This window comes from Methylobacterium variabile (assembly GCF_001043975.1).
GTDB lineage: Bacteria > Pseudomonadota > Alphaproteobacteria > Rhizobiales > Beijerinckiaceae > Methylobacterium > Methylobacterium variabile.
The window spans coordinates 1-14,539 of record NZ_LABY01000164.1 but is presented as its reverse complement, the minus strand read 5'-3'; the positions used below and the strand labels follow the sequence as shown (position 1 = coordinate 14,539).

Annotated in this window: 12 protein-coding genes, 2 tRNA genes and 1 pseudogene; 8 read left to right on the top strand and 7 right to left on the bottom strand. The window is 72.3% G+C overall.

The window, feature by feature from the left end; all coding sequences use genetic code 11:
• The gene (locus tag VQ02_RS22220; RefSeq protein ID WP_048446415.1) at positions 1-399 is read right to left on the bottom strand and encodes a DoxX family protein; all 399 of its coding nucleotides are present in this window, start codon (positions 397-399) and stop codon (positions 1-3) included.
• A gap of 80 nt (positions 400-479) precedes the next feature.
• Positions 480-776 carry a hypothetical protein gene (locus VQ02_RS22215; RefSeq protein ID WP_048446398.1) on the bottom strand — a complete coding sequence of 99 codons (297 nt, stop codon included), beginning with the start codon at positions 774-776 and terminating at the stop codon, positions 480-482.
• Between the two features lie 455 nt (positions 777-1,231).
• On the opposite strand from VQ02_RS22215, the gene VQ02_RS22210 reads away from it, so the two are divergent.
• From VQ02_RS22210 to VQ02_RS22180, 8 genes are all read left to right on the top strand, one after another.
• Entirely contained in the window at positions 1,232-1,822 is a 591-nt protein-coding gene (locus VQ02_RS22210) for a PilZ domain-containing protein (protein ID WP_245239815.1), read from the top strand.
• A gap of 406 nt (positions 1,823-2,228) precedes the next feature.
• The gene (locus VQ02_RS22205) at positions 2,229-2,600 is read left to right on the top strand and encodes a hypothetical protein (RefSeq protein WP_053080500.1); all 372 of its coding nucleotides are present in this window, start codon (positions 2,229-2,231) and stop codon (positions 2,598-2,600) included.
• Positions 2,601-2,713: 113 nt separating this feature from the next.
• Entirely contained in the window at positions 2,714-4,147 is a 1,434-nt protein-coding gene (locus VQ02_RS22200; RefSeq protein WP_048446397.1) for an NAD-dependent succinate-semialdehyde dehydrogenase, read from the top strand.
• Between the two features lie 120 nt (positions 4,148-4,267).
• Positions 4,268-4,344, top strand: a tRNA-Arg gene (locus tag VQ02_RS22195).
• A 78-nt stretch (positions 4,345-4,422) separates the two neighbouring features.
• Positions 4,423-4,499 (top strand) — tRNA-Arg (locus VQ02_RS22190).
• A 481-nt stretch (positions 4,500-4,980) separates the two neighbouring features.
• A complete protein-coding gene (locus tag VQ02_RS37445; protein WP_157080752.1) occupies positions 4,981-5,136 on the top strand; it encodes a hypothetical protein in 156 nt (51 codons plus the stop codon).
• Positions 5,136-6,761: a hypothetical protein gene (locus VQ02_RS22185; protein WP_048446396.1), complete on the top strand. Its 1,626-nt coding sequence runs from the start codon at positions 5,136-5,138 to the stop codon at positions 6,759-6,761. Before VQ02_RS37445 ends, VQ02_RS22185 begins: the two co-directional genes overlap by 1 nt.
• Positions 6,762-7,029: 268 nt before the next feature.
• Positions 7,030-7,986 carry a ketopantoate reductase family protein gene (locus VQ02_RS22180; RefSeq protein WP_083469370.1) on the top strand — a complete coding sequence of 319 codons (957 nt, stop codon included), beginning with the start codon at positions 7,030-7,032 and terminating at the stop codon, positions 7,984-7,986.
• An 83-nt stretch (positions 7,987-8,069) separates the two neighbouring features.
• Here VQ02_RS22180 and VQ02_RS22175 read toward each other — a convergent pair.
• The 5 genes and pseudogenes from VQ02_RS22175 to VQ02_RS22155 all read right to left on the bottom strand — a co-directional run.
• A pseudogene (locus VQ02_RS22175) lies at positions 8,070-9,472 on the bottom strand (FAD-binding oxidoreductase).
• 195 nt (positions 9,473-9,667) lie between these two features.
• Positions 9,668-10,555, bottom strand: a complete 888-nt coding sequence (locus VQ02_RS22170) for a dihydrodipicolinate synthase family protein (RefSeq protein WP_048446395.1) — start codon at positions 10,553-10,555, stop codon at positions 9,668-9,670.
• A complete protein-coding gene (locus VQ02_RS22165; protein WP_063838508.1) occupies positions 10,552-11,307 on the bottom strand; it encodes a GntR family transcriptional regulator in 756 nt (251 codons plus the stop codon). Before VQ02_RS22165 ends, VQ02_RS22170 begins: the two co-directional genes overlap by 4 nt.
• 133 nt (positions 11,308-11,440) lie before the next feature.
• Positions 11,441-12,619: a VWA domain-containing protein gene (locus VQ02_RS22160; RefSeq protein WP_048446394.1), complete on the bottom strand. Its 1,179-nt coding sequence runs from the start codon at positions 12,617-12,619 to the stop codon at positions 11,441-11,443.
• On the bottom strand, positions 12,616-14,539 hold a 1,924-nt coding region (locus VQ02_RS22155; RefSeq protein WP_048446393.1), incomplete at its 5' end, for a DUF5682 family protein. The genes VQ02_RS22155 and VQ02_RS22160, both read right to left, overlap by 4 nt.

Genomic DNA, 14,539 nt, shown 5'->3' with positions numbered 1-14,539 from the left:
CTAGGCCTGTGAAGCCGAGGTCCGCATCGCGCCGGGCATGAGCTCGCCGCGGCGCGCATAGGCGAGGCCGGCGAGCAGGCCGAGGAGTACCAGGGCCGGCAGCGCCATCGCCACCGGGTCGCCGGCGCGCAGGTGGCTTCCGGCCGCGCCGACCATCACGGCGGCGAGCAGGACCGCCCCATGGGCCACGGTGCCGCGTCCCCACAGCAGGGCCGCGCCGACGAGCTGGGCCGCTCCCACGGCGTACATGAACCAGAGCGGGTAGCCGAAGCGCGCGAAGCCCGCGACCTCGAACGGCACCGCGGCGAACTTCATGCCCGCAGCGGCCACGAACACCACCGTGAGCAGGCCGCGCAGCAGGAGGCCACCGCGGCGCGTCCCTGGAAATGTCACCCTCATGGTCTCGTCCCCCATGGCGTTTTCGCCGGGGCGCCGGTGTAGCGACGGGCGATTGCGTCGTGATTGCGTGCCGTGTGTCGTCAGCCCGTGCCGCTCTCGCCCCGTCCGTACAGGATCCGGCGGAAGCTGGCGCAGAGCTGGGCTTCCGGCGGCATCTCGCCGACTCCCGGGGCCGGGCCCCGCGGGTCTGCGGCGGCGGAAAGCTGCTGGGCCGCGAAGGTCGCGCCCGGCCGCCCGGTCATCAACTCCTCCACCCGGTCGAGCAGGGCTTCGACCTGCGCGTCCCGCAGGGCCCCGGCACCGTGGAGCGCGCGGATCAGCTCGGTCGTCAGCGACTCGAGGGCGACGAGCCGGTCCTCCGATTCCTGTGATCCCATGTCCTTCGCCTGCCGCTCCGGTTGCCTCCGGTGCAGCTGAGCATGCAGGTGCGAACCCGGCGCCAATGGTTTCGGTAGAATTTGACGGGACCCAGGGTTCCGCGCGCCAGGAACGGGACGGCACACCGTCTCGCAGCGCGGGAACAGCCGGATGAGCTTCGTCCGGCGGCACCGCCCGGAAGAGAAATCTTGATCTTTCCGGCTGGAAGCTCGGCCGTTCGAAGTTGCGGCGGCGCGACATGGGGTCCCGCGTCGCGGTCAGGTCGGCTCGGCGGGCCGTCCGATCACCCGGACATCCGTCGTTCGCGGACCGGACCCGGCGACTGCACCGGCCTCCGTGCACCCCGCATTAAGCCTCGTCGCGGATGGTGGCAGCGGGGCGGTGCGTAGCCTTGCGGCTGGGCGGCGTCCGGGCGATGCTACTTCTACGCATCGGTGAGATCGTGGCGGACGGCTTGAAGTTGCACATCCAGCCAGAACCGGAACCGGACACCCGGCCGATCCAGATCCGGGTCAGCGGGCGCTACCTGCTGCCCGGCGGGATCGAGCACGTCTGCGAGACCCGCAGCCTCTCGCTCTCGACGATCGAGGTGCTGGCGCCGGAGAGCGGGCTCCTGGGCGATCCCGTCACGCTCTACCTCGACGATGTCGGCCCCGTGGCGGGAGCCATCCACACCATCTCGCCGGACGGATTCACCCTCGCGGTGGAGGTCGGGCCCGAGCGGCGCGCCCGCTTCGCGGCCCGTCTGGACTGGCTCGCCAGCCAGGTGAGCGGGCGGACCGACCAGCGCAGCGACCCGCGCATCGTACCGACGCAACGCACGGTCGAGGTGCGGTGCGCGGACGGCCGGGTCCTGCCGGGAACGATCATCGACCTGTCGATGACAGGCGCGGCGATCGCGGCGCCCGACAGGCCGGCCGTGGGGGAGGCAGTGACCGTCGGCAAGCGCCGCGCGACGGTCGTGCGCCAGCTCGAGAGCGGGTTCGCCGTCCTCTTCAAGCTGCCGTTCCGGCCCGAGACCTTCGGCCGGCACGTGGTGCTCTGACGACCGCCTCCGGACGGAGGTCCCCGGCATCCGGCCAGCCCCCGCAACGCTCGCGCGGAGCCGACGGCCGCCCCGCGACGGCGCCCACCCGGCGGCACCCGCACAGAAAAAAGCCGCCCTCGCGGGCGGCCCGAAGTCTTGGAGGAACGCCCGTTGGGGCATCTCCGGTATGCCACTGGCCGGGCTCCGGCGGCGTGCGCTCGCGCACGCCGCGCGCCGGGACCGCCGCAGCCGCCCGGGCACCAATTTGTATTGCGCTCGATTGATTACGACGCCGGACGAAGATTTCCCGGCCAACCGCCGAGGTCGCGAGACTACAACCATCGCAGCGCACCAAAATTTAATCCGGCTGGGGTGATGTCGTCCAATGGTCCGCGACCATGGCGCTTACCTCTGGGGAAACGGGATGAACGGCAATCATCGAAGCAGCGGGATCGAGCGTCTCAACCGCGGCATGAACCGGGATATCGACCGCGATCCTGAGCGCGGCGAGCTCCGCATCGTCGTCTCGGCAGCACCGTCCGAGTACAAGAAGGAGCGCGCCTCCTCTTACCTGCCTTGGCCGGTGAAGCTCTTCCTCAAGTTCGGACTGTTCGCCTTCGGTCTGTTCGCGGTCTTCGTGCTGCCGAACTACCTCGACTGCCGCGGTCAGCGCGATTCCGGACTGTTCTACTACGGCATGACCGTCACGGCCTGCACGCGCCAGAACGTCTACGGGCAGATCAGCACCACCCAGAAGCGGTTCGAGGACATCGCCCGCGCGGTCGGCGGGCGCTGAGGGCGCCCCACGAATGCTCTAACGGATGTGGGTCCTGCGCGGCGCAGCCTGTCTCGCGGGGCAGGCCTGCCTTAGTTAGGGGCGGTCCCCTCCGGAACGAGGATGTGCCCCCGATGTTCCCAGACGTGAAGCTCCATATCGCCGGCGAGTGGCGCGCAGGCAGCGCCGGCCAGACGATCCCGATCCTCAACCCGGCCACGGGCGAGACCCTGAGCCAGCTCGCCGTCGCGACCCGCCAGGACCTCGACGAGGCCCTCGAGGCGGCCGACCGCGGCTTCAAGGCCTGGCGCAAGGTCTCGGCCTTCGAGCGCAGCAAGGTGTTGCGCAAGGCCGCCAACCTGATGCGCGAGCGGGCCGACGAGATCGCCCGGATCATGACCCTCGAGCAGGGCAAGCCGCTGGCGGAAGCCAAGATGGAGGTGCTCGGCGGGGCCGACACCATGGACTGGTTCGCCGAGGAAGGCCGGCGCGCCTACGGCCGGGTGATCCCGCCCCGGGCCGAGGGCGTGATGCAGCTCGTCATCCGCGAGCCGGTCGGCCCCGTCGCGGCGTTCACGCCCTGGAACTTCCCGATCAACCAGGCGGTGCGCAAGGTCGCGGCGGCGCTCTGCACCGGCTGCTCGGTGATCCTGAAGGGGCCTGAGGACACCCCGGCGAGCTGCACCGCCCTGATCCAGGCCCTGCTCGATGCCGGCGTGCCGGGCGACGTGCTCGGCCTCGTCTACGGCGACCCGGCGGAGATCTCGTCCTACCTCATCCCGCACCCGGTGATCCGCAAGATCACCTTCACGGGCTCGACCGCGATCGGCAAGGAGCTCGCCGCGCTCGCCGGCAAGCACATGAAGCGCGCCACGATGGAGCTCGGCGGGCACGCCCCGGCGATCGTCTTCCGCGACGCCGACGTGCAGAAGGCCGTGCAGGTGCTGGGCGCCAACAAGTACCGCAACGCCGGCCAGGTCTGCGTCGCGCCGACCCGCTTCCTCGTCCACGACTCGGTGTTCGACGCCTTCGTCGACGGCTTCGTCGGCCTCTCCCGCGACCTCAAGGTCGGCAACGGCCTGGAGGAGGGGGTGAAGATGGGCCCGCTCGCCCATGGCCGCCGCATCGAGGCGATGGAGGGCTTCGTGGCCGATGCCGAGCAGAAGGGCGCTCAGCTGCGCACCGGCGGCAAGCGCATCGGCAACCAGGGCAACTTCTTCGAGCCGACGGTCTTCACCGACCTGCCGCTCGACTCCCGGATCATGAACGAGGAGCCCTTCGGGCCGATCGCGGCGATCCAGCGCTTCTCGGACGACGAGGAGGCCTTCACGGAGGCCAACCGCCTGCCCTACGGGCTGGCCGCCTACGCCTATACCCGCTCGGCCGAGACCGCCACGAAGCTCGCCACGCGGGTGGAGAGCGGCATGATGTCGATCAACCACCACGGCATCGCCCTGCCGGAGACGCCCTTCGGCGGCGTCAAGGATTCGGGCTACGGCAGCGAGGGCGGTTCCGAGGCGATCGAGGCCTACCTCAACACCAAGTTCGTCACCCAGGCGGGCTTCTGAGACGGGGAGGGCCGGCCCGGCGGCCGGCCCTCTCCCACCGGCGAAAAAGGGGTTGCCAAGCCGGGGCGAACCCCTTAGATCCCACCTCCACCGGCGGGGCGGCACCGCTCCCCCGGTCAGGCGCCCGTAGCTCAGCTGGATAGAGCACCAGACTACGAATCTGGGGGTCAGAGGTTCGAATCCTTTCGGGCGCGCCATCCTGATTTCAGACGTTTCCGTGCGATGGCCGATACGCTGCCATCCACGTCCAATATCGAAGGCCCTGCCTTCGATCGGCGCCCGTAGCTCAGCTGGATAGAGCACCAGACTACGAATCTGGGGGTCAGAGGTTCGAATCCTTTCGGGCGCGCCATTCACGAACAGACCTGCGAACGCCGGAAGCGGCGTCCGGTCCGTCCGCAACAGCCTTCCTTGAAACAGCCCGCCGAGCTGCGATGCGGATCTCGCTGGACGTGACGTCCGCCCGATCGAAGACCGCACGAATGTCTGCTTCCCGGACGGGCACCTGCCAAGGCGCGGCTCATCGGCCTCTCCGTGTCGGGCTGCACCGCCACGGGCAGGCCCGCAGCCGTCCGCCACCAGATGGCCCAGGCGTTCACCCGGACGCGGCCTGCTCAAGTACGGCATCAACGATCGACATCCCCAGCCTGCAAGGCCGCGGAGAAGCCCCTGAAGGCGGCAAGCCGAGCAACCGCTCCTGGACCCAGGATTTCCGCTTCGCCTCCCTGCGGCCGGCGGAGCACGACAATCGCCGCCGCGATCCGCCGCGAGCGGTTCCGGCTTCGGAACGGCAACCGGCTCCCCACCACCGACCGACGGAGACCAGGAGAGACATGGCCCGGAACCCTGCGACCGTGGCGGGCAAGGTGCGCATCCGGCACGCCGTCACGGAGACCGACCGCGACGCCGCCCCCTTCCCGACGCCGGCCGCCCGGGCCGCCGCCGAGGATGTGATCGAGGACAACACCGCAGGCTCGGACGGCATCTGATGCGCACCGCGATCCTCGCCCTGCTTCCGGTGCTGGCCGCCTGGCCGGCGCTGGGGCAGACCGACACGTTGCCCGTCCTCGACAAGCCGGTCCCCCGCGGTGAGGAATCGCCGGGCGACGCCTCGTCGATGAGCGTCCGGCCGTCCCGCTCGGCGACGGCGCGGACTCTCAGGGAGTGGTTCGGCGACCGCGCCAACGTTCTGGCGTTCCCCGGTGCCGACTTGAGCGCCAAGTACGCCGCGGCCTGCGCGAGCCTGCCGGCCTCCGGCGGCACGATCTACATCCCGGGCCGGGTCTACACGTCCTCGGGCCGGCTCGCGTGCGACGGCAAGGCGGTCAACGTCGTCGGCGACGGGCCGGGGGTGACCGTCATCCGGTTCACCTCTGCGGCCCCCGGACGGGCAGGCCTCTCGGCGGCTCCGGGCGATGCGCTGCGCCCCGTCACCATCCGGGACCTGAGCCTCATCACGCTGGTGGACCAGGTCGAGGGCAATGCCGCACTCACGCTCCGCTACGGCTCTGCCCCCTCGAACGTCTTCAAGGGCCCGCGCGTCTCGAACGTCGAGATGGCCGGGATCGGCAACAACACGACGTACTGGGCGGCCGGCGTCGATGCCTTCAACATCTGGGGCTTCGACTTCCACGGGCTCCATGTCCGCGGCAAGGACGTGGGGGCGGCCACGGCGTTCCCGGCCGCCAACATGGGCGCGGCCATCCGCATCACCGGCGAGAACGGCGGCGGCTGCTCCGACGGGAAGATCGTCGGCACCCACGCCATCTTCGCCCGCTACCTCGGCTACGTCTCGGGCGACTGCGAGGGGCTGCACTGGGTGGACAACACCGGGGTGGCCGTCGATCAGGGCATCGCGTGGCCCGACGCCAGGGCCCATCCGGGCTTCTTCATCAGCCGCAACCACTTCAACGCGTTCACGCGGGGTGTCGCGATCGCCGGAGCGGTGCAGGGCTTCATTTCCGACAACCTGATCTACAAGTGGACGGGCTCCCGGCAGCCCTTCGCCGGCATCGCCCTCACGACCCATTCGGCCGGCGGCTCGACCTTCTACACGACGAACACCAACGTTCACCACAACACCATCGTCGGGCACACGGGAGGTGGCTCGCGCGGGGGCGAGTCCATCGGCATCGACGTGTCGGGCGGCGACGGGAATATCCTCCAGGGAAACCAGTTCCTGACGGTCGATTACGCCTTCGACTTCGGCGGCATCGCCTCGACCAACACGGCTGCCGACAATCTGGCGGCCGGAACGGTCTCCGGCTGGCAGAAGCGTGTCGGCCTCAAGACGATCAGCCGCGACAACACGCCGGTCCAGGCAGGCACCGACCAGTGGTTCATCCCGCTGACGGGGGGCGGCACCGTCAATGTCGGGGCGTGGTTCCAGAAGATTTTCCTGGCGTCGGACAAGCAGGACACGACGTACACCGACTTCACCAACGCCGAGGCCGGGCGCCAGATCACCATCATCGGCCAGAACGCCCATTCCACGATCGTGCACAACGCCCGCATCCGGCTGCGGGGCGGAGCGAACTTCACCACCTCGGCGGGCTCCTCCCTGACCCTCCTCCACACCGGCGAATACTGGCAGGAGATCGCACGCTCACAATAGCCGGGCCGCTGCGCACGCACCGGCGGCATCAGCCGTCCTGCCGGCGGTGACGGCGAGGTCCGCGCAGGCCGGAGCGTCACCGGCGTGGCGCGGCGACGGCCGGCGGCCTCGCGGGGCTTGGCGATTGCCGGATCCGCGCCGGGATTCCAGAGTGGCGACGCGGCGGCGCGCCCCGGGGTCACGACGGGCGCGTCGCACGCGTCGGGACCTGCGAGCGAAGGCACCGCCCGGTCCCGGCCGAACCGAACGACGTGCCGGGGAGGTAGGAATGGCGAAGGTCGCGATCGTCGGATGCGGCGCCATGGGGTCGGTCTACGCGGCGCTCATGGCCTCCGCCGGCCACGCGGTGCATGCCGTCACGGCCTGGCCCGACCACGCCGCGGCGATGCGGGAGCGGGGCCTGCGCGTCGAGGGCGCGAGCGGCGACCGCCTGGTGCGGCTCGCCGGGGCCGGGACGACGACCGAGGGGATCGGCCCCTGCGACCTCGTCATCATCGCCACCAAGGCCTTCGACGTCGAGGCGGCGGCCCGGAGCTGCGGGCCGCTCGTCGGGCCCGGCACCGTGGTCCAGACGATCCAGAACGGGCTCGGCTCGCCCGAGGTCGCCGCGACGGTGCTGGACCCGGACAGGATCGCCATCGGCGTGGTCGGCGGCTTCGGCGCCTCGATGCGCGGGCCCGGCCACGCGCACCACAACGGCCTCGAGATGATCCGCTTCGGGGCCTTCGCGGGCCTGCCGCGGGAGCGCCTCGAGGCCTCGGCGGCGATCTGGGAATCCGCCGGGTTCACGGTCAGCCTGTTCGACGACGTCCGCCGGATGGTCTGGGAGAAGCTGATCATGAACGTCACCTTCTCGGGCACCGCCACCCTCACCGGCCTGACCATCGGCGCGATCATGGCCGATCCGGATGCCTGGGAGGTGGCCCTGGGCTGCGCCCGGGAGGCGATCGCGGTGGCGGAGGCGACCGGCGTCACACTTGCGGTCGGCGATCCGGTCGAGCACATCCGGCGGCTCGGCGGCAAGATTCCGGGAGCGCGGCCGTCGATGCTGCTCGACCATCAGGCCGGACGCCGCGGCGAGGTCGAGGCGATCAACGGCGCGATCCCGCGCCTGGGGCGGCTGTGCGGCGTCCCGACCCCGGTCAACGACACGCTCGTCGCCCTCATCAAGGCGCGCGAGGCCGCGTTTCCGGCCCGCGCCGGGGCGGAGACCTGCCCGGCCTGACCGGCCCCCGCCCGCCGGCGCCGGCGATCAGGGGCAGGGCAGGGGGACGATGCGTTCCCCTGAGGTCGTCGTTCGGACGCTGGTCACACGACCTTGCCGGGATTCAGCACCCCGGCCGGGTCCATCAACGTCTTGAGGCGCCGCATCAGGGCGATCTCCGCGTCCGAGCGGACGTGGCCGAGCCAGGGCTTCTTCGTCAGGCCGATGCCGTGCTCGGCCGAGACCGTGCCGCCGAACTCGCGCACCAGGCCGTAGACCACCTCCTGGATCACGTCCTTGGGCTGGGGCACGGCGCCCCGCAGGCCGGCCACGATGTGCAGGTTGCCGTCGCCGATATGGCCGTAGAACAGCGCGAAGGCACCGGGCAGGCGCGCCTCCAGGGCCGCCTTGCAGGCCCGCACGTAGGCGTCCATCGCGGCCACCGGCAGGCCGATGTCGAAGGGCTCGTGCGGCCCCAGCACCTGCGGGAATTCCGAGCAGGCGTCGCGCACGCCCCAGAACGTCGTCACGTCCGCCAGCGAGCGCGACACGACCGCGTCGGCGAGGAGCCCGGCCTCCGCTTGAGCCTCGAGCCAGGCCTGGAAGCGGGGCGCGTCGAAGGTCTCGTCGGTGCCCTGCGCCTCGACCAGGCAGTAGGCGGCGTGGCCCGCGGGCAGCGGCACCCGCACGCCCGGCATCCCGGCGACCACCTCCCAGTAATCCGGCCACATCACCTCGAAGGCCGACAGCATCGGGCCCAGGCCCCGACGGGCCGCGGAGAGGAGCCCGACCACCGCCTCGTAGCTCGGCAACGCGCAGAGGGCGGCGAACGTGCAGGCGGGCTTGGGAAACAGCCGCAGCACCAGCCGGGTGATGACGCCGAGGGTGCCCTCCGAGCCGATGAACAGGTGCTTGAGGTCGTAGCCGGCGTTGTTCTTGATCATCCGGTTGAGGGCGCTGATCACGCTGCCGTCTGGCAGCACGACCTCCAGGCCGAGGATCATGTCGCGGGTCATGCCGTAGCGGATGACGCGGTTGCCGCCGGCATTGGTCGACGCGTTGCCGCCGATGGCGCAGGAGCCCCGCGCCCCGAGATCGAGCGGACCAGGAAGCCGGCCTCGTCGGCGGCCTGCTGCACCACCTGAAGCGGCGTGCCGGCCCGCACGGTCATCGTGGCCGAGGCCGGGTCGATCGCCTCGATGCCGGTCATGCGCTCGAGGGAGAGGGCGACCGAGCCGGGCAGGGGGCGGGCGCCGCCGCACAGGCCGGTGAGGCCGCCCTGGGGCACCACCGGCACGCCGTGGGCGGCGCAGATCCGCATCGCCGCGGCGACCGCCTCGGTGGTGGTGGGCCGCACCACCGCGAGGGGCGGCTGCGGCCCGAGGGTGCTCCAGTCGGATACGTTGCGGGCCGGCCGCTCGGCGCCGGTGAGGACCGCCTTCGCGCCGAGCGCCGCCACGAGGGCGGCCAGGACCGCCTCGGCCTCCGTCTCCGGCATCGCCATCATCCAATTCCTCCCACTGGGACGCCGCTCTCGACGCGGGTCTTTCCCAAGCAGACATGCGTTGGCAGGCCACACGGTACCCGACAGCAGGCTTGGGCCGAACTTGCAAGTGGACGCTTGTCGTGAGTCTCTCCCTTTCCCGGACGACTGAAGCGTCAGCGAAAGTCGTCCGGGAAAGGGGGAAAGCATGCTTGGTCCTCACGCCGCCGCAGCGCGGGAGATGCCGGCGATCTCGGCCGCGATGCGCCGGCCGAGATCGGCCTGCGCGGCGACGAGCGGCGGGCGCACCCGGCCGAAGGCCGCCTCGCCGGTCATCGCCGCGAGAGCCGATTTCAGCACCGGCACGAATGGCCCGTCGATCAGGCCGATGGCCGCCCGCATCGGCGCGGCGGCGGCGGCCGGATCGGTGAACATCGCCCGCACCAGGCCCGGGACGATGTTGGCCATGCCGCAGATCGTGCCGGCCCCGCCCTCGGCCAGCGCCCGGCCGATATCGGCCTCGTTGCCGACGCAGACCGCGACCTCGGGACAGGCCACCCGGAAGGCCTGGAACTGGGAAAAGTCCCCCGAACTGTCCTTCACCCCGGCGACGAGCCGGCCGTACCGCGCCCGCAGGGCCGCCACCACCGCAGGCGGGATGGCGACGCCGGAGGTCTGCGGGATGTGGTAGAGCGTCGCCCGCAACCGGTCGTCGCGGACGCCGTCGAGGAAGGCCGAGAAGGCGTCGACGAGGCCGGCCTCGGTCACGTCGCGGTAGAAGTAGGGCGGCAGCACCAGGACGTGGGTCAGCCCGAGGCCGAGCGCGGCCTTCGTCAGCGCGACCGCGTCTGGGATCGCCGGGTAGCCGGCGCCGAGGCTGATCCGTCCGGCCGGGACGCCGGCGGCGAGCAGGGCCTCGACGGCGGCGAGGCGCTCGGCCGCCGAGAACGCGGTGCCCTCGCCGGTGGTGCCGAACGGCACCACCCCGTCGCAGCCCTGAGCCAGCAGGGCCTGGACGTGGCGCACGAGGGCGCCGTGGTCGACCGTGCCCGCCTCGGTCAGCGGCGTGGCGAGGGCGACCCACAGGCCGGTGATGGCGTCGTTCATGCGGTCCTCCGTGAGGGTGCTTTGCGCCCGGTCTTCTCTTGATCCTGGGGCGCCCTGCGCCCGGTGGTTTCCGGATCGGAAGGTGCCTGGAACCCGCCCGCGTCCTGCTCCGCGTCGAGGCCGAGCGCCCGGCGGCGCGACGTGTCGAGGTGCCGGCGCAGGGCGGTCACCGCCGCCTCGGGATCGCGCCGCTCCACCGCGGCCAGGATGGCGGCGTGCTCGGCGAAGGCGGGGGGCAGCGCCTCGGGCGAGAGCGCGACGCGGCTCTGCATGATCACCCGGATGCGAATGAGGTTCACCCGGTGGATCTCGGAGACCAGCCCGTTGCCGAGATGGGCGACGACCGCGTCGTGGAAGCCCCAGTCCGTCGCCTGCGCCTCACGGATGAGGGCTTCGTTGACGCCGCCCTCGGCTTCCGCGCTGATCCGGTCGTGCGCGGTCCGATGGGCCGCCACTACGACCGCCGGGGCGGTGCGGGCGAAATGCGCCACCGCCGCGGTCTCGATGATCTCCCGGAGCTGGAAGGCCTCGCGCACGAGGCGCAGATCCACCGCCGCGACTTGGAGCCCGCGCTGGGGCAGGGTGGTGATCAGCCCGTCGGCCTCGAGCCGCGGGATCATCTCGCGCACGGCACCGAGGGGCAGGCCGGTGACAGCCATCAGCGCGCGCTGGGTCACGAACGCGCCCGGCGCCAGGCGCCCGTCCAGCAGATGCTGGACGAAGGCGTCGTAGGCTTGGTCGCGCTGCTTCATGCCTCCTCGACTGACACTGACATGTCAGCCTGTCAATCGCTGAATGGTCAACCCGCGCGACGGTTCGGCCGGGGCCGCGCGGGATCCCTCGGTCCGGGGATTCCCGCGGCCCGGCCGTTCCTGGGCGTCGCGCTCACGCCTCCCCGGCGCGGGGGGCCGCCGGCACCGCGGCGATCCCGGCGCCGGCGGCCCAGGCGGAGAGGTCCTGCTTGCGGATTGCCGCCGCCATCAGGTCGGGAAAGAGGTCGGGCGTGCAGGCGAAGGCCGGTACGCCGAGGGCAACGAGGCGGGCGGCGAGCCCCCGGTCGTAGGCCGGCGCGCCCTCGTCGGAGAGGGCGAGCAGCGCCACCACCTGCACGCCGGCGGAGACGAGGCGTTGGGCCTGTGCGAGCAGGCCGGCCTCGACCCCGCCCTCGTAGAGGTCGGAGATCAGCACCAGCACCGTGTCCTCGGGCCGGGTGATGCGCGAGGCGCAGTAGCCGACCGCCCGGTTGATGTCGGTGCCGCCGCCGAGCTGGACCGAGAACAGCACCTCGACCGGATCGTCCAATTCATCGGTCAGGTCCACCACCTCGGTGTCGAACACCACGAGCCGGGTCGAGACCGCCGGCAGCGAGGCCATCACCGCCCCGAAGATGCTCGAGTAGACCACGGAGTTCGCCATCGAGCCGGACTGGTCGATGCACAGGATCACGTCCTTGAGCGAGCCGCGGCTCTTGCGCCCGTGGCCGAGGCGCGTCTCCGGGATGATCGTCCGGTACTCCGCCTGGTAGTGGCGCAGGTTCGCCCGGATGGTGCGGTTCCAGTCGATCTCGGCGTGGCGCGGGCGGCGGTTGATGCTGGCGCGGTCGATCGCCCCGTTCACCGCCTGCCGCAGCGGCTCCTCCAGGCGCTTCATCAGCGCCTCGACCACCTTGCGCACGACGAGGCGGGCGGTCTCCTTGGTGCGCCCGCCGAGGAGGCCGCGCATCGAGATCAGGGTCGAGACGAGGCTGACGTCGGGCTGGACCGCCTCCAGCATCTCCGGCTCGGTCAGCATCCGCTTGAGGTCGAGCCGTTCGAAGGCGTCGCGCTGCATCACCTGTACGACGGAGGCCGGGAAGTAGTCGCGGATGTCGCCGAGCCAGCGCGGCACGGACGGGGCGGAGGCGCCGAGGCCCCCCTTGCGGTCGGAATCGTAGAGGGCGCCCAGCGCCCGGTCGAGGCGCTGGTCGGACTCGGCCAGCGCGCAGCCGGTGCCCTCGGCCGCCCCGCCGCCAAGGACGAGGCGCCAGCGGCGCAGGCGTTCGGTCTCGCTCGCGGTCTCGCTCATGCGGCGTCTCCGGTCGTCTCAGTGCCCGCCTTCGCGGGCTCGGGCGCGAGCAGCAGGCGCAGGATCGGCAGGACCTTCGCGGCGCGCTGCGCGTCGAAGCCCCGCGACCCGTCCGCCTCCGCGGGCGAGGCGCCGCCCGGGCGGGCGAGCGCCTCGCCCAAAGCCCGGCGCTCCGCCGGGGCGAGGGTCGCGAAGGTGCGGCGCACCAGCGGCAGCAGCTCGGTGAAGAGCGCCTCGTCGAGGCCGCAGAGCCACTCGTCGACCACCGCGAGCAGGCCCTGCCCGTGGATCAGGACAGTGCCGCTGTCCTCGAGGAAGCCCTCGATCCAGGCGGCGGCCTGTGCGGCGCCGGCGGCGCGCGACAGGGCGAGACGCAGGCGCTCGCCGGCCTCCACGGCATCGACGGCCCGGTCGTCGAACAGGAGGCGCAGGCTGCGGCCGACGACGCGGCCGTGGACGTGCTCCTGGTCGGCCAGCGCCCGCAGGGCCTCCTGCCACACCGCCCTCAGGCCGGGATCCTCGACGAGGGCGACCGCGTCCGAGACGGCGACGATGCGTGTCTTGGCGGCGCGCGCCGCATCGTCGTCGAGGCTCTGGCAGGCGGCGACGAGGCCGGCGGCAGCCCGCGGCACCAGGCCCCGCACCACCGCCAGCACCGGCTCGGTGTCGGAGGAGCGCACGGAGCCGTAGCGGGCGAGCTCGGCCAGGGCCGGCAGCGCGTCCATCAGGTCGAACACGTCGGCCGAGACCGCGGCGCGGTCGTTGAGCGCCCGGATCACCTCCGTCGTCGCCCCGGCGAGGTCGGCGTCGAGGAGCGTGCCGATCAGGCCGGACAGCTCGGCGACGCGGCCCGCCCCGCGGGCGCGGGTCCGCACGCGGCCGGAGGCGGCCTCCGCGACGGTGCCGCCCTCCGCGGAAGCCGCCACCAGCTCCACCACCCATTCGGGCTGCCAGGCGAGGAACCACGCCTCCTTGAAGGTGCCGCGCCCGCGCGCCGCCCGCCGCGTGCCCCACGGGACTCCGATCAGCGCCAGCCGGTTGAGGAAGTGGCTGCGGGCGAGATCGGCCTCCTTGCGCAGGTCGAGGGTGATCTCGCCCGCGGACGCGCCGGGCTTGAGGCGCAGGCGCTTGCACTGCGCCTCGAAATCCGCCTCGACCGGGGTGCCGGGGCTGTCCGGCGGCGTGGCGCCGAGGCGCTCGCCGATGACGAGCTTGCGCCGGATCAGCCCCATCGGCGCCGGGTCGGCGAAGCAGAGCGTCGCCTGGGCGGCCTCGTCGAGGTCGTCGAGGGAGGGCCGGCTCCGGCCGCGGAAGCCGGCGAGCGCCTCGGCGAGCCGCGCCGCCTCGATCACCGAGGCCGGGGAGGCGTCGAGGTCCTCTTCGCGCAGCAGGGCGGCGGCGCGGGCGAGCCAGCGGGCGGCGACGCGGCTCTCGTGGTGCCAAAGGGTGTCGTACCACTCCGGCGACAGCACCCCGGCCCGATAGCCGGAGGCGAAGGCCAGCCGCTCGTAGGACCAGGGCGCCCAGGCGGCGGCGACCTTGGTCTTAGGCAGGTTTTTCAGCGTTGCGGCATCCGCCGTGGCCTGGCCCTTGGCGTCGTGGCGGGCGAGCGCCGGGACGTGCCAGGCGCCGCAGACCACCGCGATCCTGGCGAACCCGTCCTTGGCCGCCCGCCGAATCGCGCCGCGCATGTGCGCCTCGCGCGCCTCCTCGCGCGCCCCGTCCTCCGGGTCGGGCTCCTCGCCCTCGCGCAAGGCGGCCATCGCCTCGGCGATCGCCGCGAACACGTCGCCGTCCGCGCCCGCCCGGCTCTCGACCAGGGCATCCCACCAGCGCTCGCCGTCCGGATAGCCGGCGGCCGCCGCGAGCTCGCCGAGGGGATCGCGCCGGATCGCGGCGGGAGCCGGGGCGCCCCCCCCC